Below are 22,850 nucleotides of genomic sequence, written 5' to 3' on the forward strand. Positions count from 1 at the left end.
TGCGGGGTCGGCCCGTGCCGCGCGCCCTTCCCCTTCAGCCTCGCGCCAGTTCCTCGTAGACCGTGCTGACCTGACGGACGTGATTCTCCTTTGAGAAGCGCCGCCTGGCTTCGAGCCGTGCATGCCGGCGGATCGCGTCGATCCGTTCCGGATCGGCAAGCAGGTCGGCGGCCGCGCGCGCCATGGCGGCGGGATCGTCGAGCGGGCAGAGCACACCGCAGCCGCCTTCCAGCGCCTCGGGGTTGCCGCCCGAATCCGTGGCGACGACAAGCGTGCCGACCAGCATCGCCTCCACCAGCGTGCGGCCAAGCGGCTCGCGCGCGGCGGGAACCAGCAGCAGGTCGCAGCCCGCCAGCCATTCATGCCCCGGCGAGCGATAGCCCATCATGTGGACGCGGGCATTGCCGGATACCCGCGCGATCCGCTCGGGCAGTGCATCTCCCACCTCGGTGTTGCGCGGATCGCCGAACATCAGGCCGACGACCGGACGGTCGAGCATGGCGCCCAGCCGCTCCACGGCCTCCACGAACTCCAATGGCCGCTTGCGCTTCACGAAGTTGCCGAACCAACCGCACAACAAGGCATCGGGCGGACAGCCGAGTTCCTCGACGATCCGGGCGCGCATCGCCGCCCAGTCGGCGCTGACCGACGTGTCGAAGGGACTGTAGACGACTTGCGCGGCCCTGGCCGCCTCGCTCGATCCCTGCGGCAGGGAAAACCGCGAGACGGTGAAGATCCGGCTGGCCAGCAAGGGGGCGACGAAGCGCAGGCCGCGGGCATCGGGATCGCCGCGATGGTGCCAGACCAGCCGCGCCCCCGCCAGCCGCGCCGCCAGCGCCCAGCTCGCATGGCTGCGGCCGTCATTGCTGTGAACCACGTCGATACCATGCTCCCGCAGGAAGCGCGCCCGGCGGGGTACCCCTGCGAGCGCGCGCAGCACCTTGCCGGGACCGAAGCGCGCGCCAGGCACGAAGGAGCGGCGCGGCGCGGCGGGATCAGGCGTCCGGGTAAAGGCGCCGAAGAACTCCGCAATCGTTCCGTCCGGCACTTCCGGCACCACCAGCAGGCGGTAGCGCGCCGGATCGAGGCCCTCCATCAGCCCCCGCGCCGAGACATGGCTGCCGCCCAGTTCGTCCCCCGCGAAGGGGAAGCAGATGGTGAGCGGCCCGCCGGTCCGCCCACGGGCCGGGATCTCGCCGCCAAGGGGAACCGGCGCAGCCAGGCTGTTCACAGGCCGAACCCCTTTTCGCGATATGCCAGGAATTCCTCGAAGTTCTCGATACCGTCGCCGTTCCGGTCGCCCCAGGCGTCGTTCTTCGTGGTGTCGAGCCCGTTGGCGCGCTCCCAGGCGTCGTCCATGCCGTCCTTGTCGTTATCGGCATAAGGCGCGGCCGGAGGCTGGTAGGGGATCGCCGGGACGGGAGCGCCGATGCGTCCGGTGATGCCGCGCACGTCGGCGAGCACCTGCTGGTCTATGGCATCGCGCGGGAATGCCCCGGCGCGGGCGAGCACGGAGGAATAGGCGGCCGTCGCGGCCATCGGCTGGAGCGTCAGCGGACACGGCGCCTGCTGGACCTGCGCGGGCACGACTTCCGGGCTGACATGCTTGAAGTTGCCGCTGAAATTGTTGTCCCACAGATAGATCGACGCGGTTCCCGTCGATCCCACCGTCTCGCGGGCAACGCCGCGGCTGTTGGTGTTGGTGTTGGTCCCGGCGATGAAGCTGTTGCCGACGATGGATACCGGCGAGCCCCCGTAGCTCTCCCAGACTTCCGCGAACTCGGAGGCGGCGTTGTAGAGCACGTTGTTGATGACCTCCACGCAGGAGCCGCGCGGGAAGTTGATGTCGGGGTTGCGGTCTCCGTTGTGGGCGCAGACGTTGCCGATGAAGCTCAGCTTCTGCTTGTCCACCGGATCGCTGGCGAGCAGCGCGCACTTGTCATGCTTGGGGATACCCCAGGCGAAGATCGAATTGCTGATGGTGATCTCGTCGTTGTCGTCGTAGCCGTTGATCACCTCGTCGCGCGCCCAGGAGGCGCTGACATGGTCGATCACCACGCGGCTGCTCCGCTCGATGGTGATATCGTCCTCGCCGCCGGGATTGCGGCCGATGCGGTCGGTGCGCACGCGGATGCCGCGCACGACCACGTCATGCGTGTTCTTGATGACCAGCGGGGTCAGTCCGTTGGACCCGCCCGCATGGGCCAGCGTGATCCCGCCGCCGGGCGCGGTCTGGCCGGCGATCGTCAGGTAGGGGGTCATGATCCACGGCGGGCGCTGGGTGAAGCGGATCACCCCGTTGACCCGGAACACGCAGACGCGCGGACCGGTCGCGGTCACACAGGCGCGGTAGGAACCGGCGCCGGAATCGGCCAGCGTGGTGATGTAGATGATACGCCCGCCGCGCCCGCCCACGCTGGTGGCGCCGTAGCCCACGGCTGCCGGGAACGCCTTCTTGCCCGCGATGGCGCGCACCACGGGCGCCGCCGCCAGCACCGGCTCGCCCGCGGTTCCGGCAAGGCCGAGCACCAGGGCCACGATCGCCAGCACCGCGCCGCCGAACCAGACGGGACGCCAGTTCGCGCGTTTCCTCGCAACGGGGCGGGCTGTCCTCGAGGTGTCTGCCGCGGTCATGCCATATCTCCAGCCTGGCTCAGGAGCACTTTGCCCCCCGCCCCCCGCAAAGCCGTTTGCGGCAGGACCTTGATCCTCGCCCCCAGTGCGCACAAGTCACCAATTCGACTTAGCGCGGGACCGGCCCTCACCCTTTTGCGCTAACATCTATGCGCTGGCGGACTGCCCGGACTGGCCTTTGCCTTCGCCTCCCCCCCTGACCATGATCGCCGCCATGGCCGCTATCATCACACAGGCATCCCCCGAGTTTCCGGCGGGGCTTCCGAAGCCGGTTCCCGGCGTGATCCCCGACGCGGGGTGGCAGCAGCCGGCGAGACTTCCGGGCCATTCCGCATATCGGCCCGCGACCGCTTCGGTATCCCCATACGAACGCGTGATCGCCGTGCTGCTGCCTGTCGCCGCCTTCTTCCTGAGCTGGTGGCAGGTGGGCCGCATTCCCGCCTTCAACCTCACCATGTCCGACATCCTGCTTCTCGTCTGCACGCTGCTCATGCTCGCCTCGCGCGGGCTCAACGCGGCGATGATGGGGCGGATGTCGGCGATCTGGGTGCTGGGCCTGGTCATGCTGCTGGGCGGGATGCTGGTCGGCTCGGTCACGCACGGCGATTCCGAACGCTGGCCGGTGGTCGCCGGGCAATATGCCTTCGCGCTGCTGCTGATCCCGATGCTGCTGGCGAACTGCAGCCACGCACTGCTCCAGAAATGCGCGATCGCCTATGTGCTGGGCGTCGCCGTATCGCAGGCCATCGGCATCGCCATGGTCAACCTGCTGAGCCGCGCGGCGATCACCCAATACGTCAACAAGTACGTGGTGACCGGCAATGGCCGCCTCGGCGCGATGACGGGCGAGCCGAACTCGAACGGCGCGGTCTGCGTCTTCGCGCTGATCTTCCTGATCCACGCTGTGATCGACAAGCGCCTGAAGACGGTCTTCGCGGTTCCCCTCGCGCTCGTGATCGTGGCCGGGCTGGTCTATTGCGCCAGCTTCACCGCCTTCACCGCGACGATCCTGTCCATCGGCTTCATCCTCGCCTTCTCGCGCATCCGCACGGTCATCTCGATCGCGGTGCCGGTGCTGCTGGTGGTGACTGCCTATGTCGGCCTCGGCGGGCCGGTGCCCGCCGTGTTCGAGCAGCGCGTGGGCGACGCGGTGGTCACCGGAGATCCGACCAAGGCGGGTACTTTCGTCGGCCGCTCGGTGCTGATCGAGGAAGCCTGGCAGATGTCGGGCAACAACCTGCTGATCGGTCTCGGCAGTGACGGATACCGCAAGGCCAGCTCTTACGGGATGCCCGTGCACCAGCTCTACCTGCTGGTGCTCAACGAAGGCGGGATCGTCTCCTTCCTCGGACTCTTCGTCATGTTCCTCGCCATGCTGGTGGAGGGGTTGTTCATAGCCCGAAGAAACAAGGCGGCCGGCGTGTCCGCGCTCGCCAGCCTGGGAGTGTTCTTCATGTACGCCATGTCGTTGCCGCACATGTTCGCGCGGATGTGGAACGGACCGGTGGTGCTGATGTTCGCGCTTGCCGGGGCCGCCACTTTCACGGCGGCACGGCGGGAACGGCGCCCGAGACACGGGAGCTGGAAACCGGACGAACGGGAAGGCGACGAGCCCTCCCTCCGCCCGCAAACGATACGGACGCTGGAAGCAGGATGAACCGGAGAGAGAGTGCCAGCGAGGGCGCGGCGCCGATCTGGCGCCGTGGAGCCTCCTTCATCGCCCGCCAGCGCGAACGCTGGCAGGGCTCGGAGATGCTCCGCCCGCATCTCATGAGCATCATCCACCTGCTCTCGGGCAATTTCGGCGGCGTGATGATCATGATGGCGAGCCTCGCCATCGCCACCCGCGCGCTGGGCCAGCAACAGTTCGGCACCCTCGCCGTGGTGCTTTCCATCGGCAGGGTGTGCGAACGGCTGATCCGGTTCGAATCCTGGCAGCCGCTGGTCCGCTTCGTCGCCGTGGAGGAGGAAAACGGCGATGCCGGCAGAATGTCCTCGCTTTACGCCTATGGCCTGCTGCTGGACGTCGGCAGCGCGCTGGTGGCGGCGTTGATGAGCGTCCTGGTCGCCTGGCTGGCGGGCAACCTGATCGGCATCCAGCCCCATGACGTGGACCTCGTGGCGATCTACGCCTGCGCCATCGCCTGCAACCCGCGCGGCATGGCCAGCGCGGCACTGCGACTGGCGGGGCGCTTCCGCATCCTCGCCTATGTCCAGCTCGCCTCGTTCGTGGCTCGATTCGCGCTTTCGGCGCTGCTCTACGTACTGGGAGAAGGACTGGTCTGGTTCGTCGTGGTGTGGACGGTGAGCCAGATCTTCGATTCGGCGCTGTTCAACTACCTCGGTTTCCGGGCGCTTCGCGATACCGGCATTCCCAGCCCGCTCAAGGCGGACCTGCGCGACCTGCCGGGCCGCTTCCCCGGCTTCATGCGCTTCGCCATCTCCACCAACCTCTCCTCCACCCTGCGCACGATGACGCACGAGATGGACACCCTGCTGGTCAGCAGCTTCGCGGGACCGGCAGCGGCCGGGCTCTACTATCTCTCCCGCCGCATCGCCAAGGTGGCGCAGACCGCGGGCGACATGATCCAGACGGTGATCTACCCTGATCTCGCCCGGCTCTGGCGCAAGATGGGGCCGGATTCGATGGCCCAGCTCGTTTCCGTGCTGCAACTGGTGCTGGCGGGAATCGCGCTGGCCACGGTGGGGGCGTGCTGGCTGCTCGGCCGGCAGGCGATCGAACTGGTGTTCGGCCCCGGCTTTGCCGACAGCTATCCCATGCTGCTGGTCCAACTCGTGGCCGTGTTGCTGACGCTTCATGCCACCCCTACCCGCGCCGCGCTGCTGGCGATGAACCGGCCGACTTTCGTGCTGCTCTCCAGCCTCGCCGCCACCGTCAGCTTCTTCGCTTCCGCACTCGTGCTGATCCCGCATTACGGCGCGCTCGGCGCCAACATGGCCCATATCGCCTTCGGAATCGCCACGGTGGCCCTGCTCGACACCGCGTTCTGGCGCGGCATCCGCAGCGCCCGGCGCACTGCCGTCCCGGCATCCGATTCCCTGGGCTCCCTGCATCCGGCACCCGTGCCTACCCCGATGCCGGCGGATTCCCGGACATGACGGTTCATGCCCCCAGCGAAGGCTTCGCCCGCAGCGTCAGCCCGCCGCAGCCGCTCCGGGTCAGCTCGATCATCACCAGCCTGACGTCGGGCGGCGCCGAAATCCTCGTCACCAACCTCAACGGCGCGTTTGCCGCCAAAGGCGCATCCGGCACCGTGGTCGCTTTCTGCGACGCGGGAACGCTGGGCAATTCAGCGGAGATGGAAGCCGAACTCGCCGCGCAGATAGACCGCACCGGCTGCCGTTTCGAATCGCTCTCGCTCGGACGGCGGCGGCGGCTGCTGCCGGGAATCCTCGCCTTGCGCCGCCACCTGGCCGAAACACGGCCCGACGTGGTTCACGCCCATACCGTGCGCGCGGTGGCCATGCTCGCCTTCTGCGGCTACCGAGGGCCGGTGGTGTTCACTTACCACAACAGCCGCCTCAGCTTCCCACCCGGCCTGTTCACCCTGCTCGACCGGGTGGTCCATCACTACGTCGCCATCAGCAACGACACCGCAGGCATCTACCGGCACCTGTCGAAGCGGCCCTTCACGCTGATCCAGAACGCCCCCGCCGCGCGCTACCGCGCCGCCGGGCCGCGCCTCGTGCCCGAACGGCCCTGCCGCATCCTCAGCGTCGGCGCGATCTCGGACCAGAAGAACTATCCGCTGCTGATCGAGACCGCCCGCATCCTGCGCGACCGCGCGACCCCGGCCTGTCCCGCCCCGCTGCTGCGCGTGGCCGGTGGCGGCGAGGGGCTGGAGACGCTCCGCGCCCAGGTGCGCGAGCTGGGGCTGGAGGATGTCGTGCAGTTCCTGGGCGAGCGGCGCGACGTGCCCGAACTGCTCGCGCGCAGCGATCTCTTCCTCAACACCTCCCACTACGAGGGGTTTTCGGTGGCGATCCTTGAAGCCATGGCCATGGGCCTGCCGGTGGTCGCCACGGATGTCTCGGGCAATCGCGGGCTCGTGCGGCCCGCCCAGAACGGGCTGCTCTGCCCGGTCGACAGACCGCAGGCGCTGGCCGCGGGTATCATGCGGCTGATGCAGGATACTTCGCTTTACCGGCAGTTTTCCGCGGGCGCGCTGACCACCAGCCGCGAGTACACGATCGAGAACGCGGCCGCGCGCCATCTCGAACTCTACTCGTCCCTGCTGCGCCGCCGCGCCCCCCAAAAGGACTAGTCTCTATTAGCGGCGCCGTTCACGGATGCCCTTTTTGCCTGTCCCGCCTTTCACCGCATAGTCGAACATGGAAGGCCACCTGACCCGGCGGCACCTATCTTCACCTCGCAGGAGGGGCACATGTCGACTGCAATCGCGCCAAGCCAAATGGGCGGCGCGCCGGTACATTATCGAGGACCGGCGCTGTCGCAGGAAGGTTCCCAACCACCCGAACAGCAGGTCGGTCCGCGCGACCTGCTTCGTGTCGTCTACCGCTATCGCACGATGATGGCCCTGATCGTCGGCACGATCACGCTCGCGGTGCTTGTGCAGCAGTTGCTTTCGCCCACGCTCTATCGCTCCTCCTCCACGGTGCAGGTCGAACTGATCGACGAAGTCGGCACCAACCAGGCGGACGTCAATTCCCGCAACGCGGAACGCGTCGCCAATGCGGTGCGCCTGCACCGTTCGCGCTCCGCCGCCGAACAGGTGATCCGGGATCTCGATCTGGTTCACAACCCGGTCTTCCTGCGCGAACTCGGCAATGTCCCCTCGGACGCCAAGGTCCTTTACCAGGCCGCGACCAACAAGGTCCTGTCGATGACGACGATGAACTCGGAAACGGGTTCCGACCTCATCGAGATCGCCGTGACCGCGCGCTCGCCCGAACTGGCCGCCGAGATCGCCAACCAGATCCCGCCTTCGGTGCGCGCCCTGCGCACCAGCAAGAGCAACGAGCGCCGCGCCGAGCTGCTCTCCTCGCTGGAATACGAACAGCAGGCCCGCGCCCGCGCCGCCGAGGAAACCGCCAGGCACGTCGCCGATTTCCGCGAAACCCACCAGATGCTGGTGGGCGCGGGCGGCGCGGAGGACCTCGCCCAGATCAATCGCATCGCCGTGCAGAGCGCGGCAGCCACCGCCGCGCGTGACGGCGCCGCCGCCCGCAGCGCCGGCATCGCCCGCGCCAGCCAGATGCAGAGCACCGCGCTGGCCACCTCCGGCGCGCTTGACCAGCTCGAACGCCGCCGCGGCGAACTCGTGGCCGAAGCCTCCAAGCTCGGCACCAGCCTCGGGCCGAACCATCCCGACGTGAAGCGCCTCGGCTCTCAGCTTGCCGCGGTCGACAGCAGCATCGCCGAGGAACGCGGCCGCGTGCAGGCCGCCGCCCAGGCCGACGCTTCCGCGCGCGGCGCGCAGATGGCGCAGATCGCTCGCAGCGAAGCCGCCGGCGATTCCGCGCAGGCCTCGCGCCTCGAAGGCATCGTCGCCGGGCTCAGCTCGATGGCCTACCGCAACACCTCCAACACCGTGCAGCTCGAAAAGCTGGTCCGCGAGGCCACTCTCGCCGACGATGCCTACAAGGCGATCGCCGGCCGCGTCGAACAGGTTCGCGCGCAGATGCAGCTCGAAGGCGTGTCCTCCTCGATCGTCTCGCCGGCGGTTCCCAATTACGATCCGATCGCCCCGGCCCCGGTCAAGATGGCGATCACCGCGCTGCTCGGCTCCACCGTGCTCGCCTTCCTGATCGCGTTTGCCCGCGACTTCCTTGACGACCGCCTGCGCACCACCGCCCAGATCCGCCGTCTGTTCGGGCTGCCGACGCTGGGGATGCTGCCGCTGCTCAACCAGGACCTTTCGGAAGATCCGAAGGAAAGCCCGGTCATCCGCGAGCCGCAGTCGCTCTTCGCCGAAGTCGCCCGCTCGGCCTATACCGAAGTGCGTGCGCTCGACCGGCGCCCGCCGGCCCAGCGCAGCAACTCGCAGGTCGTGCTCGTCACCTCGCCGCTGCCCGGCGACGGCAAGTCCACCGTCTCGCTGACGCTGGCCGCCGCGGGCATCGCCATGGGCGATCGCACGGTGATCCTCGACCTCGACTTGCGCAAGCGCGGCGCCCTCCAGCGCCTCCAGAGCGACATGCAGGTGCCCGATCTGGTCGACATCGTCTGCGGTCGCGCCAACCTCGACAGTCTGGTGAGCCCGCGCTCGGCCAACCCCTATGACGGTCCTGACATGCCCGTGACGCTGGACGGCGAGGCCGGGGTGCCGATCCCCGTCGAAGCTGCCAGCCCGCACCAGATCGTGCTGCTGAGCGCTAAGGAACCGGTGGCGGAACCCGCGCTGCTGCTGTCCTCCAGCCGCCTCAAGACCCTGCTCGAACAGCTCCGCGAGCGTTTCGAACTGGTCATCATCAATGCCCCGGCCGCCCTGGCCGTGCGCGATGCGCGGGCGATGTGCCACTTCGCCGACCAGACCGTGCTGGTCGCCCGCTGGGGCCACACCACCGGAGACCAGATGCGCGCCGCGCTCGAAATGCTGGACGACAGCGTGGGCGGCGTGATCTTCGATCAGGTGGACTACGCCGAACATGCCCGCCGCCGCTACGGGGACTCGGTGCAGTATTATGCAGACTCGGCCAGCTACTACAGCTCGCCGGTCGCCGCCCGGGAGGCCATGGCCGCCCGTATCCGTCGCATGTTCCGGGGCCACTCCTGGCGGCCGGTGGAAGCCTGAGCGGGGCGCGCGGCGTGCAGAAGCTCCCCTTGCGTCTGCTCGCCGCGCTGCTCCTGCTGGCCGTGCTTCCGCTGCTGGCGGTGCTCGGGATCGGCGTAGTCCTGTCGATGGGTCGCCCGGTGCTGTTCCGACAGCGCCGGGCGGGCCTGCACGGACAGGACTTCACCCTGCTCAAGCTGCGCTCCATGCGCGAGGCCGCCGGAAAGGACGGCCAGCCGCTGCCCGACGAGGCGCGCGTCACCCGCTTCGGGCGCTTCCTGCGCCGCAGCCGGCTCGACGAATTGCCCGGACTGTGGAACGTGGCCGCCAACGACATGGCCTTCGTCGGCCCGCGCCCCCTGCTCCCCGAGACCATCGCCGGACTGGGCCAGCGCGGCGCGATGCGCGGCGAGGTTCGCCCCGGGCTGACCGGCTGGTCGCAGGTCAACGGCAATACCCTGCTCTCGCTCGACGAGAAGATCGCGCTGGACCTGTGGTATGTCGCTCATGCCGGGCCGCTGCTGGACCTGCGCATCCTGGCGCTGACGGCCTGGGTCATGGTCGGCGGCGAGCGGCGCTCGCCGGATATCGCCCTGGCTTCAGGCGCGGACTGACGGTTCCAGCAGGAGATCGTCCAGCGAATCCACCACATGGTGAGCGGCATGGTCGGGGGTCGGCGCGATGCAGGGATGGATATGCCCCTCGCGCAGGATCTGCACCGTCAGCCAGCCGCGCGCGCGCGGGGTGACGAAGTCCTTGGCCGCATTGTCGCCGATGTAGACATGTTCGGCGGCAGGACGTCCCGACCATTGCTCGACCATCGCATAAGCCATGGCATGGGGCTTGGCGCAGCCCTCGGGCAGGATGCCGGTGAGGACCACCTTGCCGATCCGCCCGTAAAGGCCGAGCGCCGCCACCTTGTTGCCCTGCGTCTGGCCCGGACCGTCGGTTATGATCGCGGTCGCGTGGCCGTCCAGCCGGTCGATCAGGCGCGCGGCGTCCCCGGCCAGCGCGATCTCGGGCGCATGACCGCGATAGAGCGCCACGAGCGGGCCGACGTCGATCGCGGAAAGCCCCAGCGCGCCCAGCGCCGCATCGAACACGGTGCCGCGATGCCCCTCCTCGAACAGGCGCACGCATTCGGCGCCGTAGCCCGGCAGGCCGTGGCATTCCTCGACATGACGGCCCACCGCCGCGAAGCCGCTCAGCGCGAAATCGCGTTCGAGATAGAGCGTATCGTCAAGATCGAGCACGACGACACGGCGCGAGATATCAACCACGGAACACGGCACTGTCGTAGCGTACCATGGTCACGCCCTCGCGCCAGTGGTCGCTTGCACATTCCGGCAGGCCCGCCACCCGCGCAAGCAGGCTTTCGGCGAAGCGACCGCCCGCCTGATCGGCCAGCGGATAGCCGCCGCCGAAGCGGGCATTGATCTCGAACACGCGGGGGCCGCGATCCGGGTCGTCGATGAGCTGGAAGCACAGGACGCCCTCCGCTCCCCGCCCCCGGCCCAGCGCCGCGGCCACGTTGGCGGCGATCTCGATCATGCGCGGATCGCGCACGGTGCGCCCCTTCTCGACTTCGCCCGCCCGCACCGAGATGCGCAAGTGCGGGATCGCCGAGCGGATCCGCCCGCGCGCGTCGAGGTACATGTTGATGGTATATTCCGGCCCGCGCAGCAGTTCCTGCACCAGCATCGGCTCGGGATAGTCTTCGCGGATATCGGCGGCGGATTCGAGCACTCCGATGCCCCGGCTGGCGCTTCCTCCCACCGGCTTCACGAACAGCGGGAAAGTCCAGCCCGAGGGATCGGCGCGCAGGGCCTCTATCCGCGCGGTGCGCGGAACCGGCACTCCCGCGTCGCGCAGCACGGTAATGGTGCGCTCCTTGTCTCGCACGACGTCGATGATCTCCGGCGCGCCGACATGGACCATCGTGCCCACTTCGGCGAACCTGTCCCGCGTGCGGGAAAGCACGTCCAGTTCGGTATCGATGGTCGGCACCAGCAACGCGATCTTCTCGCGCGCGCAGTGGTCGAGCAGGCGGGCCACATAGTCCGGGTCGGTGCAGCGCGGCACCTTGAAGGCGGCTTCGGCCTCCAGGCAGGCGGCGCTGAGTTCGGGTTCCAGGTCGCAGGCATGGATTTCCGCCCTCATGCCGAGCTTTTCGGCAGCCCGGCGGAAACAGCGCGTCAGTTCGACACGGCGACCCGCCGAAGTAAAGAGAATGCGTACCACGTTCATCTGCGCGTTCCCGCCTTTCCAATGAGGGCCTTTGCCATGAGGGGCTTTCCGACGGGAGCCTCCCCCCCGGGAGCCTCCCCGGCATGCCTGGCGGCTCCCCCCTCTCCATGCCCCGCCGCGCGGGACTGCGCCAGCCGCCGGTCGTCCGGGTGCCCCGCTTCGGAAAGCCCGTTCCCCAGCACCTGGTCCCAGTTCTGGAGTATCCGCTCCGGATGAAACCGTGCCATGGCCGTGCGCGCGGCCCTGCCCATGCGCATCCGTTCGAACGGATCGGCGATCAGCGCGGACATCGCCGCCGCCAGTCCCTCCACGTCCTCGCTGTCAACCAGCAGCCCGCTGCGGCCATGCTGCACCATGTCGGAAGGCCCGAAATCGCAATCGGCCGCGACGACCGGCAAGCCCGCCGCCATCGCCTCGCCCAGCACATTGGGAAAACCCTCGTAACGGGAGGAGAGGACGAAGATATCCGCCTGCGCCACCCAGGCCCGCGGCCGGGGCGTCAACCCGCGCAGCACGACCCGCCCTTCCAGCCCGGCACCGGCGATCAGCGCGGCAAGGGCGCCGTGTTCGGGGCCCTCACCCCAGATATCCAGCCCCCAGCCCGGCCAGCGCGGCGCCACTTCGGCAAAGGCCCGCACCAGCAGGTCAAAGCCCTTCTGGTGCGTCAGCCGCCCCACCGCGCAGAGCCGCCGGGTATCGCCGGCGGCGCGCAGCACGTCGGGTGGCGGCACCGGGTTCGCGATCGTCACCAGCTTGCCGCGCACCGAGGCGGGGAAGCAACGACGCACCGCATCGGTCTGGCAGACGATGACGTCGGCGCGGCGGTAAAGCAGGCGCAGCAGGAAGTTCCACAGCGGGTGGGCGGCCTGCCGCTCGGGGTTGTTGCGCTCCGAACAGACCAGCCGGATGCCGGTGCCCGTGGTCGCCAGCGCGGCGATCAGGTTATTCTTGGTCAGGAAGGACACCAGCACCTGCGGCCGCCGCGCCGCAAGGACGCGCCGCAGCGCCGCCACCCGCCCCGCCATGCCGGCAAAGCCGCTCGAACCGCCCAGCCGGTGCAGCATCACGTCTTCGGGAAGGCGGTGGAATATCGGATCGGCGGGATGGTCGAAGGCGATCACGTCCACCTGATGCCCGGCCTCGCACCAGTGGCGGGCCAGCTGCGCGATCACCTGCTCCGCACCGCCTGCCCCCAGACCGGAGGTCAGGATCGCGATATGCGTCGATGTCGGGAGAATTGCCAAGGAGGAAGAGCCCGTCCGGATGCCGCGCGAAGCGTGTGATCGATCGCCTCCAGTCTATCGAATGGCCTCCCCGCGCGGCAGGGTTCATGCGGTCTAACCCTTTATTGGCAAAGGCATCCATCCCTCGCCACCCGCCTCGCGCGCTGCCTTCATCCTGAGTGATTACGCCCTAATCGCGCTCACGCGGGGGGCCGTGATCCGCCAGACTTCCGCGCGGCGTCGGCAGCGCCGGCAATCGGGAAAGGGGCCTTCCGCGATGACGATGGGCGACGTTCTGCAGGAACGCGAATTGCAACAGGGCGAACGGCCCGAGACGCGGCCGCGCTCGCTCGCAAGGGTGGCGGGCTATGCGCTGCTCGGCGTGCTGTTCGTGGGACTCGCCGGCCGCCTGATGGACTTTCCCATCGGCCGCGACGAGAACCTGTTCATCACCGTCTCGCGCCTCTGGGGCAGCGGCGACATCTACCGCGACTTCGGGTTCAACCACCTGCCCTATCTGCCCTACCTGCTGGGCGGTCTCTACTGGCTGACCGGAACCGGCCATCTCCTCCTGCTCGGCCGCCTGCTGGTGCTGCTGGCCTGGGCGGCGGCGATCACGGCGCTGTGGCTGATCGCCCGGCGCCAGCGCGCAGGCTTTCCCGCCTTCTTCACCGCCGCCGTCCTGCTCATGGGCAATGTGCTGCTGCTCGGCGGTCCGGGCATGATGGCCACCAACAACTTCCTGCCGATCCCCTTCGCGCTGTTCGCGCTCTATTTCCTGCTGTGCGGACTGGACCGCGAACGCCCTTCGTGGACCCTGTGCTTCGTGGCGGGGATGATGGTTTCCTGCGCGATCGGGCTCAAGGCGAACTACGTGTTCCTCGCGCCGTTCCTGGCGATGGCGACGATCCTGGCACCGACGGCGCGGCCGCTGCGCTCGCGGCTGGTCTGCGGCGCCGTCCCGCTGGCGCTGGGCGGGCTGACCGCCGGGATCCCGGTGCTTATCGCGATGGCCACCGATCCCGAGGCCATGCTCGCCCACACCGTGCGCTACTTCACCGAGCTGCAGGCCGCCTACTGGGCCCATTCGACCGAGCCCAAGGTCGTCGGCCTTGCCGCCAAGGTGCTGTTCGCCGAGGATATCTGGACCTCGAACGCCTCCTTGCTTTCCATGGCCGCAATCGTCGCCCTCGTGGCCCTGCCGCTGCTGCGGCGCGGATGGCGCGACGGGCTGCTGACGGTCTGGTCCTGGCCGGTGGTGCTGACCGCCGCGCTGGCCGCGATGGGCTTCGTCGTCGCCTTCGTGCCGAGCCCCTCGTTCCCGCAGTATTTCGTGCCGCCGATCCCGTTCCTGGTGCTGCTGGTGGTGCTGCTGCGCGCCCGGATGCTGAGCGAGAACCGCGTGGCCGCCGATGCCGTGCTGCTGTCGCTGGCGCTGCTGGCGCTGCTCTGCGCCGCCTCCCGGCTTGGACCGGGGCTGGTCTCCTTCGCCCGCCCGGCATCATGGGAAGGCGTGGCGGTCCACCGCGAGATGCGCGAACTCGTCCGCCGCGCCGCGGCTTCCTCGGGCGACCGGGTGGCAACGCTCTCGCCGCTGCTCGCAGTGGAGGGCGGGCTCACCGTGCCGCCGGAATTCGCGGCAGGCCAGTTCGTCTACCGCGTGGCCGAATATATCCCCCCGCGCGACCGGCCCTACTGGACCACGACCTCGCCTGCGCAGCTCACCGCCTTTCTCGACGCGGACCAGCCCTCGGCGATCCTGATAAGCGGCGAGGAACCGCTGGAACAACCTTTCGAGGACTATGCCCGCAACCATGGCTACATCCTGACCCAGGGCACCCGAAACGGCGGCTATCCGCGTCTTTTCCGTAGGCCCGAGCGCCCCTTGGAGGCACGCCGGTAACCCTTTGATAGCCGCATTGGCTAAAGCTGCCTAACCCGGATGACCATTTCTCCGACGGCAGGCTCTGCCCTTAACCTTGCCTCATCGACAGGAGAAATTCTCCTGAAAATACCGACGCCGGAGACACGATCATGAAAGTCGTCCTGCTTGCCGGGGGCCTCGGCTCCCGCCTTGCCGAAGAAACGGTTCGGGTTCCCAAGCCCATGGTTGAAGTGGCGGGGCGCCCGATCATGCTCCACGTCATGGATATCTACGATCGCTGGGGTCACAACGACTTCATCGTGGCTTGCGGTTACAAGGCCATGGCGATCAAGAGCTTCTTCCAGGACCTTCACCTCATGTCGAACGACTTCACGGTCGGCATCGGCAATGGCGAAATGGCCCTGCACCCCACCACCAAGGTCGACTGGCGGGTTTCGGTGGTCGACACCGGCCTCGCGACGATGACCGGCGGCCGCCTGAAGCGCCTGCGTTCCTGGCTCGACGACGAGACCTTCATGGTCACCTACTCGGACGGGGTCGGCAACGTGGACATCTCCGCCCTGCTGGAATTCCACCGCTCGCACGGCAAGCTCGCCACGGTCACCGCGGTCCAGCCGCCGGCCCGCTTCGGCAATCTCGAACTCGGCCAGTGCGCGGGCGCGGGCGGCGAGGTGATCGAATTCACCGAGAAGGTCATCAAGTACGAAACCTGGATCAACGGCGGCTTCTTCGTCTTCGAACCGGGTGTGCTCGATTACCTCACCGGAGACGAGGAGCCGCTGGAGCAGGCCCCGCTCACCCGCCTCGCCCATGACGGCCAGCTCATGGCCTACAAGCACAAGGGCTTCTGGCACCCCATGGACACGATCCGCGACCGCGACACGCTGGACAAGCTGGGCACGCAGACGCTGCCGCCGTGGATGGACTTCGAGAACGGACAGCCGGTGCTCAGCACCGACATGCCCACCAAGCTGCAACATGCCTGAGCAAGGCTCACTGGATCAGGCGTTTGCTTCGGTTTACCGGGGCAAGCGGATTCTGGTAACCGGCCACACCGGTTTCAAGGGTGGCTGGTTGTGCCTCTGGCTCAGGAAACTGGGTGCAGAAGTAACCGGGATCGCCTTGCACCGCCCCCCGCAAGGCCCTGACTTATTCCATACGGTCGACCTCGGGGGGCTGGTCGACCACCGCATCGCCGACATCCGCGATGCCGGGGCTTATGCCCGGGCCTGCGAGGGGCTTGAGCCGGACCTCGTGTTCCATCTCGCCGCCCAGGCCCTGGTGCGGCCTTCCTACGACGATCCGGTGGAGACGTTCGCCACCAATGTCACCGGCACTGCCGTCGTGCTCGATGCGGTGCGCCGGATGAAGAGCGTGCGCGGCGTCGTCGTCGTCACCAGCGACAAGTGCTACGAGAACCGCGAGTGGGAATGGCCCTACCGCGAGACCGACGAACTGGGTGGGGCCGATCCCTACAGCGCCTCGAAAGGCTGCACCGAACTGGTCGCCGCCGCGTTCCGGCGCTCCTACTTCTCGGACCCCGCCGGTTGCCAGATCGCCACCGTGCGCGCGGGCAACGTGATCGGCGGGGGCGACAATTCGCTCGACCGCCTGCTGCCCGACGTTGTGCGCGCCACGATCGCGGGCACGGCAGTGACGATCCGCAACCCGGCCAGCGTGCGCCCGTGGCAACACGTGCTGGAGCCGCTCGCGGGATACCTGATGCTGGGTGCGCGGCTTCTTGGAGAGGGTGCGCCGCGCTTTGCCGAAGCCTGGAACTTCGGCCCCAGCGCCCAGGGCTTCATCGACGTCGAGGAAATCGCACGCCACTTCCAGCGGGCCTGGGGGCCCGGCGTGGCGCAGATCGCCTTCGGTCGCCGTACCGACGATCCGCACGAGGCGGGAATGCTGACGCTCGACAGCAGCAAGGCACAGGCCCGGCTCGGCTGGCGCCCGCGCCTTTCGACCGAGGAAGCGGTGACCATGACCGCCGAATGGTACCGCGCCTTCGCGCGCGGAAACACCCGGATGCGCGCCTTCAGCGAGGCGCAGATCGCCCGGTATTCCCACCGGAATGCCGGGAGCACCACCGAATTGACCGAGGGGGAAGCAGCAAGATGCGCGTGAACTATGGCCAGACCGTCCACGGCGAGGAAGAGATCGCCGCCGTCCTCGAAGTCCTGCGGACCTCGACCCAGATGGGTCCGAAAGTGCGCGCCATGCAGGAGCAGGTCTCCGCGCTGTTCGCCAAGGACCACGGGATCATGGTCAACTCCGGCTCCTCGGCGAACTACCTCGCCATCGAGCTGCTGAACCTGCCCGAGGGCAGCGAGGTCATCACCCCGGCCCTGACTTTCGCCACCACCGTGGCGCCGATCGTGCGCTCTCGCCTCGTACCGGCCTTCGTGGATTCCGCGGTCGGCACCTACAACATCGACGTCGAGAAGATCGAGGCGATGATCGGGCCGAACACCAGGGCGATGATGATCCCCTCGCTGATCGGCAACCTGCCCGACTGGGACCGCATCCGCGAGATCGCCGACAAGCACGGCCTCATGGTGGTGGAAGACAGCGCCGATACGCTGGGCGCCACCCTGCGCGGCACCAGCACCGGCACCCGCTCCGACATTTCCACCACCAGCTTCTACGGCTCCCACGTCATCAATGCTGCAGGCAACGGCGGCATGCTCTGCGTCTCGGACGAGGCTCTCGCCCGCCGGGCACTGCTGCTGCGCTCATGGGGGCGCACCAGTTCGCTCTACGTCGATTCCGAAAGCATCGAGAAGCGCTTCAACGTCGCGCTCGACGGGATCGACTACGACGCCAAGTTCCTGTTCGACGAACTGGGCTTCAACGTCGAGCCTTCGGAAATGGGCGCGGCCTTCGGGCTGGTGCAGCTGAAGAAGCTCGATAACAACATCTCGGCGCGCGAACATAATTTCGCTCGCCAGTATGCCTTCTTCAAGCAGTACGAGGACTGGTTCGTCCTGCCGGAACAAATGCCGGAATCACGCACCGGCTGGCTGGCCTTCCCGCTCACCATCCGCGAGGACGCGCCTTTCACCCGCACCCAGATGCAGATCTGGCTGGAAGAGCGCGACGTGCAGACCCGCCCGGTCTTCACCGGCAACATCCTGCGCCAGCCGGCGATGCAGGGCGTGCCGCTCAAGGCGCCGCCGGAAGGCTGCCCGGTTGCCGACGCGGTGATGAAGGGCGGCATCCTGCTCGCCTGCCATCACGGGCTGACCGACGCCCATATCGACTTCATGCACGAATGCTTCGAGGCCTTCGTGCGATCGCTCTCCCCTGCAACGTCCCGCGAGGCCGCAAATGCCTGAATCGATGACCGCCGAGCGTACCCACGCCTCGACCCTCACGACCTGCCGTGCCTGCAAGGCGCCATCGCCTTACCTCTTCCTGCCACTGGGCGACCATGCCCCCGGCCAGATGCTGATCCGCCCCGAAGACCTCGACCGGGAACAGCCTTCCTTCCCGCTCAACACCCAGGTCTGCCTTGAATGCGGGCTGGTGGAGATCGCCGACCAGATCCCGGCCGATTTCTTCCGCCATTACCTCTACGTCCCCTCGGGCGCGGCGCGGATGCACAGCCACTTCTCCGATTTCGCGCGGGTGCTGTCCGACAAGGCGCGCGGCGGGCTGATCGTCGACATCGGCAGCAATGACGGCCTGCTGCTCGCCGCCTGCAACCTGCTGGGCTGCACGACGCTGGGCTTCGACCCGGCCGAGAACATCGCCGCCATGGCCGCCGAGCGCGGCGTGGAAACCCATATCGATTACTTCTACCCCGCCTCGGCGGAACTGGTGCGGGGCCAGCGCGGCGAGGCAAAAGTCATCGTCACCACCAACACCTTCAACCACATCGGCGACCTCCACACCTTCATGGAGGCGATCTGCATCCTGCTGGCGCCGGACGGGACTTTCGTGATCGAGGTTCCCCGCGCCAAGGAGTACATCGACCACACCGAATTCGACAATATCTACCACGAGCACGTCTCGGAATTCAGCCTGTTGTCGATCGCGAAGCTGGCGGCGTTCTTCGACCTCGAAGTGACCGACGCGCTTTCGCTGCCCGACATTCACGGCGGTTCGATACGCGTGTTCCTCAACCGCAAGGCCGCCGGCATCGCGCCCTCGCCCGCAGTGGCGGAAATGCTGGAGGACGAACTGTCCGGCGGCATGCTGGAGCAGGCCACTTACGACCGGCTGGCGCTCGACGTCGCGGCCATGGGCGTGGACATCCGCACCATGCTCGACGAAATGAAGGCACAAGGCCTGAAGATCGCGGGTTACGGCGCCTCGGCGCGGGGCAACACGCTCATCACCCATTTCGGGATCGACAGGCGCTATCTCGATTTCCTGGTGGACCGCAACACGCTGAAGCACGGCCTCTATTCGCCGAACACCCGCATTCCGATCCGGCCGGTCCAGGCCATCGAGGAGGAGCAGCCCGACGTGCTCTTCGTGCTCGCCTGGAACTTCTTCGACGAAATCTTCGAGCAGCAGGCGGCCTTCCGGGCGCGCGGCGGCAAATTCCTCGTTCCGCTGCCGATTCCCCGGATCGTCTGCTGACTCCAACACCGGAGGGCCTGAGTGTGCGCAATGCCGTCTCGCTGCTGACCGGCGCCGGGGGCTTCATCGGCGCACACCTGGCCCAGCGGCTCGTCGCCGCGGGCGACCCGGTCCATGTGATCGTCCGCCCCTCGACCTCGCTGGCGCGGCTCGCGCCGTTCGTGGACCGGCTGGTCGTGCACCGCATCGACCTTGCCGACCGCGCCGAGATCAGGCGCTGCCTCGCCGGGATCCGCCCGCGCCGGGTGTTTCACCTGGCAGCCGAAACGCGCCTGCCCGCCCAGCCCTCCTTCGCCGCAGCGCGGGCTGCGGCCGGAACCTACCTCCAGCCCGCGCTCAACCTGCTGGAACCGCTGGCGGAGCTAGCCGAGCCGCCGGACGTGGTGGTGCGGGCGGGCACCATCGCCGAATATGGCCGGGCGGAGCTGCCCTATTCCGAGACCCGCCGCGCTTTCCCCACCACGCCCTACGGCGCGGGGATGCTGGCCACTACCGACAGCATCGCGATGCTCGCCCCGCTCATGCCGTTCCCGGTGGTGACCGCGCGCCTCGCCCTCTGCTACGGCCCCGGCCAGGCCACCAGCTTCCTGATCCCGGCGCTTGTCGAGGCCTGCATGGCGAACCGGCCGATCACCGTACAGCGCCCGCTCGACCGGCGCGACCTGCTGCACGTCGACGATGCCGTCGATGCCCTGCTGCACATTGCGCGGATGGCGCCCCGGGATTTCGGCACCGTCAACATCTGCACCGGCATCGCGCCCACCATGGCCCAGGTCGCGCAGCGGATCGCCGCACTGGCCGGCTGCGCTCCCGGTATCGTGACGCTCCGCCCCGCACAGAGCACCGAGCCGGGAAGCGGCGGACAACCGACGGAACTGCGCTCCGATCCGGCACGGGCGCGAAGCCGGCTGCGGTGGGAACCGCTCATCGGCTTCGAGGAAGGGCTGCGCCGCACGGTCGCCGCCCACCGGCAACTCCAGCAGCAACATATCCAGATGAAGGCGGGGTGACGGGTGAGCAGCGAAGCGAAGACACTGGTTTCCATTCTTGTTCCCGCCTTCAACGAGGAACTCAACGTCGTGCGATGCTACGAGGCGATCGTGCGCACGTTCGAGAAGCTGCCCGAATACCAGTACGAGATAATCGTCACCGACAACCATTCGAGCGACCGCACTTTCGAACTGCTGGAAGAACTGGCCCGCCGCGATTCCGCGCTCAAGGTCATCCGCTTCTCGCGCAATTACGGCTACCAGCGCTCCCTGCTCTGCGCCTACAAGGCCGCGGCAGGCGCCTGTTCGATCCAGCTCGACTGCGACCTGCAGGACCCGCCCGAACTGATCCCCGAGATGCTGAAGCTCTGGCGGGTCGGGCATCAGGTGGTCTACGGCATCCGGCGCACGCTGGCGGACGGCTTCATGGTGGCCACGCTGCGGCGGGCCTTCTACCACTTCATCTCCTGGATCAGCGACGACGACCTGCCCGTGAACGCCGGGGAATTCCGTCTCGTCGACCGCCGTATCCTCGTGGAACTCCAGAAGGTGGACGATGCCTCGCCCTACTTGCGCGGGCTCATCAGCGCGATGGGCTTCTCGCAGGTTGGTCTCGAATACGACCGGGGCGACCGGGTGGCCGGCGAAAGCAAGTTCCCGCTCAAGTCGATGATCTCGCTGGCGGTGGACGGCGTGCTCAACCATTCGCTGATGCCGCTGCGGATCGCCTCGATCTCGGGCATCGTCATCGGCGTGCTCAGCCTGCTGCTGACGTTCACCTATCTGGTCGGGCGGGTGCTGCTGGGGCAGACCTGGCCGGCGGGTTTCGCCACGACCACGATCCTGCTGCTCATGTCGATCTCGATCAATGCGATCTTCATGGGCATCCTGGGCGAATATGTCGGGCGGCTGTTCCTGCAGGCCAAGCCCGGCACCAAGCCGATCGTGGAGGAACGGCTCAACTTTCCCGAAGTGATCTCTCTGGTCGCGCGCGAAAGACCGTGAGGCGGGTCAGCACGAAGAGCACGCCCGCGTAGACGCAGATCGCCAGTCCCTGCACCAGCGCGCTGCGTTCGAAGCCCGCGGCGCGGCCCATCGCCACCACTGCGAGATTGGCGGCATAGGACACCAGAAAGGCCGCGGCGTAGCGCAGCCCCTCGGCAGCGGTGGCGCGGTGGCGGGCGCGGAAGGTCAGGTGGCGGTGCAAGGCGTAGGAGATCGGCAACCCCATCGCGAAACCGGCAAGATTGGCGGCATAGTCTCCCAGCCCCGCATGAAGCCAGCCCAGGATCAGGCCATAGCCGATGGCGGTGTTCGCCGCGCCGACCAGCACGAACCGCGCGGCCGTGGCCGCTTCCCGGCCCCAGGCGGAACGGATCATCGGGCCTCGGTCCCGGCGGGCTCCACCGCATGGAATTCCCGGTACCAGTCGGCGAAGCGCTGCAACCCCTCTTCCAGCATGACGCGGGGATGATAGCCGCAGATCGCGTGGAGCTTGCTCACGTCGGCGAAGGTCGCGGTCACGTCTCCAGGCTGCATCGGCCGCATCACTTTCTCCGCCTTCCGGCCGAGCGCGGTTTCGAGCGCCTCGATCATGTCCATCAGCCCGACCGGGCGGCTGTCGCCGATGTTGAGCACGCGGTGCCCCGCGGCATCATTGTCGAGCGCGCCAAGAATGCCGTCGACGATATCGTCGATATAGGTGAAGTCGCGCGCCATGCGGCCTTCGCCGTAGACCTCGATCGGCTCCCCGGCCAGGATCTTCCGGGTGAAGCCGAAGTAGGCCATGTCAGGCCTTCCCCACGGCCCGTAGACGGTGAAGAAGCGCAGCCCGGTCTGCGGCAGGGCGTAAAGGCTGGCATAGGCCTCGCTCATCAGTTCGCACGAACGCTTTGTGGCGGCGTAGAGCGAGACGGGCGCCACGGCCGGATCATCCTCGGAAAAGCCTGCCCCTGCCAGCGGACGGTCGCCGTAGACCGAGCTGGAGGAAGCATAGACGAGATGCTCGAAGCCGGGAGCATGGCGGCAGGCCTCCAGCACCGAGAGATGGCCGGCCAGGTTGGAGTGCTGGTAGGCGAAGGGGTTCTCGATGCTGTAGCGCACCCCGGCCTGCGCGGCGAGATGGACCACCCGGCGCACCCCCCGCCCCCGCACGAGCGCAGCCACCGCCGCCGCGTCGGCCACGTCGATCCGGTGGAATTCGAAGCCGGCCATCCCCTCGAACGAGGCCAGCCGGGCTTCCTTGAGCGCCGGGTCGTAATAATCGTTCATCACATCCAGCCCGATCACCTGTTCCCCGCGTTCGAGCAGGCGATGCGCGGTGGCGTGGCCGATGAAGCCGGCGGCCCCGGTTACCAGGATCGGACTTTGGGCAGAAGCGATGGAGTTCAAGGGCTGATCCTCGTGCGCGGGCCGGATGTGGCCTTGTCCGCCGCGAGGGTGGGCATCCGCAGGGTGCTCGGCAATCACCCGTAAGCATGAACCGCGCGGTCATTCGGGGGTGCCGCAAGGTCCGTCCGGCTTAACG

Annotated in this window: 19 protein-coding genes; 12 read left to right on the forward strand and 7 right to left on the reverse strand. The window is 67.9% G+C overall.

The window, feature by feature from the left end:
- Positions 1–34: 34 nt before the first annotated feature.
- Together ACXJ16_RS08735 and ACXJ16_RS08740 are read right to left on the reverse strand one after the other, a co-directional pair.
- Positions 35–1,231: a glycosyltransferase family 4 protein gene (locus ACXJ16_RS08735; protein ID WP_463920424.1), complete on the reverse strand. Its 1,197-nt coding sequence runs from the start codon at positions 1,229–1,231 to the stop codon at positions 35–37.
- Positions 1,228–2,634 (reverse strand): pectate lyase family protein, encoded by a 1,407-nt coding sequence (locus tag ACXJ16_RS08740; protein WP_243692629.1) that lies wholly within the window; start codon positions 2,632–2,634, stop codon positions 1,228–1,230. The genes ACXJ16_RS08735 and ACXJ16_RS08740 overlap by 4 nt, the downstream gene beginning before the upstream one ends.
- 214 nt (positions 2,635–2,848) lie before the next feature.
- On the opposite strand from ACXJ16_RS08740, the gene ACXJ16_RS08745 reads away from it, so the two are divergent.
- The 5 genes from ACXJ16_RS08745 (at position 2,849) to ACXJ16_RS08765 (ending at position 10,003) form a co-directional block, all read left to right on the forward strand.
- Positions 2,849–4,291, forward strand: a complete 1,443-nt coding sequence (locus ACXJ16_RS08745; protein WP_132469051.1) for an O-antigen ligase family protein — start codon at positions 2,849–2,851, stop codon at positions 4,289–4,291.
- Entirely contained in the window at positions 4,288–5,754 is a 1,467-nt protein-coding gene (locus ACXJ16_RS08750) for a lipopolysaccharide biosynthesis protein (RefSeq protein ID WP_054440279.1), read from the forward strand. The genes ACXJ16_RS08745 and ACXJ16_RS08750 overlap by 4 nt, the downstream gene beginning before the upstream one ends.
- Positions 5,751–6,920 carry a glycosyltransferase gene (locus ACXJ16_RS08755; RefSeq protein WP_054440277.1) on the forward strand — a complete coding sequence of 390 codons (1,170 nt, stop codon included), beginning with the start codon at positions 5,751–5,753 and terminating at the stop codon, positions 6,918–6,920. The genes ACXJ16_RS08750 and ACXJ16_RS08755 overlap by 4 nt, the downstream gene beginning before the upstream one ends.
- A gap of 120 nt (positions 6,921–7,040) precedes the next feature.
- Positions 7,041–9,410, forward strand: coding sequence for a GumC family protein (locus ACXJ16_RS08760; protein ID WP_185997835.1), 2,370 nt, complete (start codon positions 7,041–7,043; stop codon positions 9,408–9,410).
- 14 nt (positions 9,411–9,424) lie between these two features.
- Entirely contained in the window at positions 9,425–10,003 is a 579-nt protein-coding gene (locus ACXJ16_RS08765; protein ID WP_463920427.1) for a sugar transferase, read from the forward strand.
- On the opposite strand, the gene ACXJ16_RS08770 is transcribed toward ACXJ16_RS08765, so the two are convergent.
- From ACXJ16_RS08770 to ACXJ16_RS08780, 3 genes are read right to left on the reverse strand one after another with little or no spacing between them, the layout of a single operon-like run.
- On the reverse strand, positions 9,989–10,669 hold the full coding sequence (locus tag ACXJ16_RS08770) for an HAD family hydrolase (RefSeq protein ID WP_463920429.1): 681 nt from the start codon (positions 10,667–10,669) through the stop codon (positions 9,989–9,991). The genes ACXJ16_RS08765 and ACXJ16_RS08770 overlap by 15 nt on opposite strands.
- Positions 10,662–11,636, reverse strand: coding sequence for an ATP-grasp domain-containing protein (locus ACXJ16_RS08775; RefSeq protein WP_132469049.1), 975 nt, complete (start codon positions 11,634–11,636; stop codon positions 10,662–10,664). The genes ACXJ16_RS08770 and ACXJ16_RS08775 overlap by 8 nt, the downstream gene beginning before the upstream one ends.
- Complete coding sequence (locus tag ACXJ16_RS08780; RefSeq protein WP_463920431.1) at positions 11,633–12,880, reverse strand: glycosyltransferase family 4 protein; 1,248 nt, start codon at positions 12,878–12,880, stop codon at positions 11,633–11,635. Before ACXJ16_RS08780 ends, ACXJ16_RS08775 begins: the two co-directional genes overlap by 4 nt.
- A gap of 256 nt (positions 12,881–13,136) precedes the next feature.
- Between ACXJ16_RS08780 and ACXJ16_RS08785 the strand changes: the two genes are divergently transcribed.
- The 7 genes from ACXJ16_RS08785 (at position 13,137) to ACXJ16_RS08815 (ending at position 21,328) form a co-directional block, all read left to right on the forward strand.
- Positions 13,137–14,762 carry a glycosyltransferase family protein gene (locus ACXJ16_RS08785; protein ID WP_463920433.1) on the forward strand — a complete coding sequence of 542 codons (1,626 nt, stop codon included), beginning with the start codon at positions 13,137–13,139 and terminating at the stop codon, positions 14,760–14,762.
- 131 nt (positions 14,763–14,893) lie between these two features.
- Entirely contained in the window at positions 14,894–15,730 is an 837-nt protein-coding gene (gene rfbF, locus ACXJ16_RS08790) for a glucose-1-phosphate cytidylyltransferase (protein ID WP_054440260.1), read from the forward strand.
- Positions 15,723–16,871, forward strand: a complete 1,149-nt coding sequence (rfbG, locus tag ACXJ16_RS08795) for a CDP-glucose 4,6-dehydratase (RefSeq protein WP_463920435.1) — start codon at positions 15,723–15,725, stop codon at positions 16,869–16,871. Before rfbF ends, rfbG begins: the two co-directional genes overlap by 8 nt.
- Positions 16,862–18,082, forward strand: coding sequence for a DegT/DnrJ/EryC1/StrS family aminotransferase (locus ACXJ16_RS08800; protein WP_324698578.1), 1,221 nt, complete (start codon positions 16,862–16,864; stop codon positions 18,080–18,082). Before rfbG ends, ACXJ16_RS08800 begins: the two co-directional genes overlap by 10 nt.
- A gap of 4 nt (positions 18,083–18,086) precedes the next feature.
- On the forward strand, positions 18,087–19,334 hold the full coding sequence (locus ACXJ16_RS08805) for a methyltransferase domain-containing protein (RefSeq protein ID WP_463920438.1): 1,248 nt from the start codon (positions 18,087–18,089) through the stop codon (positions 19,332–19,334).
- A 23-nt stretch (positions 19,335–19,357) separates the two neighbouring features.
- The gene (locus tag ACXJ16_RS08810) at positions 19,358–20,344 is read left to right on the forward strand and encodes an NAD-dependent epimerase/dehydratase family protein (RefSeq protein ID WP_165913221.1); all 987 of its coding nucleotides are present in this window, start codon (positions 19,358–19,360) and stop codon (positions 20,342–20,344) included.
- Between the two features lie 3 nt (positions 20,345–20,347).
- Positions 20,348–21,328, forward strand: coding sequence for a glycosyltransferase family 2 protein (locus tag ACXJ16_RS08815; protein WP_324698573.1), 981 nt, complete (start codon positions 20,348–20,350; stop codon positions 21,326–21,328).
- Here the strand turns inward: ACXJ16_RS08815 and ACXJ16_RS08820 are convergent.
- Together ACXJ16_RS08820 and ACXJ16_RS08825 are read right to left on the reverse strand one after the other, a co-directional pair.
- Positions 21,282–21,704, reverse strand: coding sequence for a GtrA family protein (locus tag ACXJ16_RS08820; protein ID WP_324698571.1), 423 nt, complete (start codon positions 21,702–21,704; stop codon positions 21,282–21,284). The two genes, ACXJ16_RS08815 and ACXJ16_RS08820, sit on opposite strands and share 47 nt — an antisense overlap.
- Positions 21,701–22,714, reverse strand: a complete 1,014-nt coding sequence (locus ACXJ16_RS08825) for an SDR family NAD(P)-dependent oxidoreductase (RefSeq protein WP_279388376.1) — start codon at positions 22,712–22,714, stop codon at positions 21,701–21,703. The genes ACXJ16_RS08820 and ACXJ16_RS08825 overlap by 4 nt, the downstream gene beginning before the upstream one ends.
- Positions 22,715–22,850 lie beyond the last annotated feature (136 nt).

It is taken from the genome of Novosphingobium sp. TK71 (assembly GCF_055361505.1).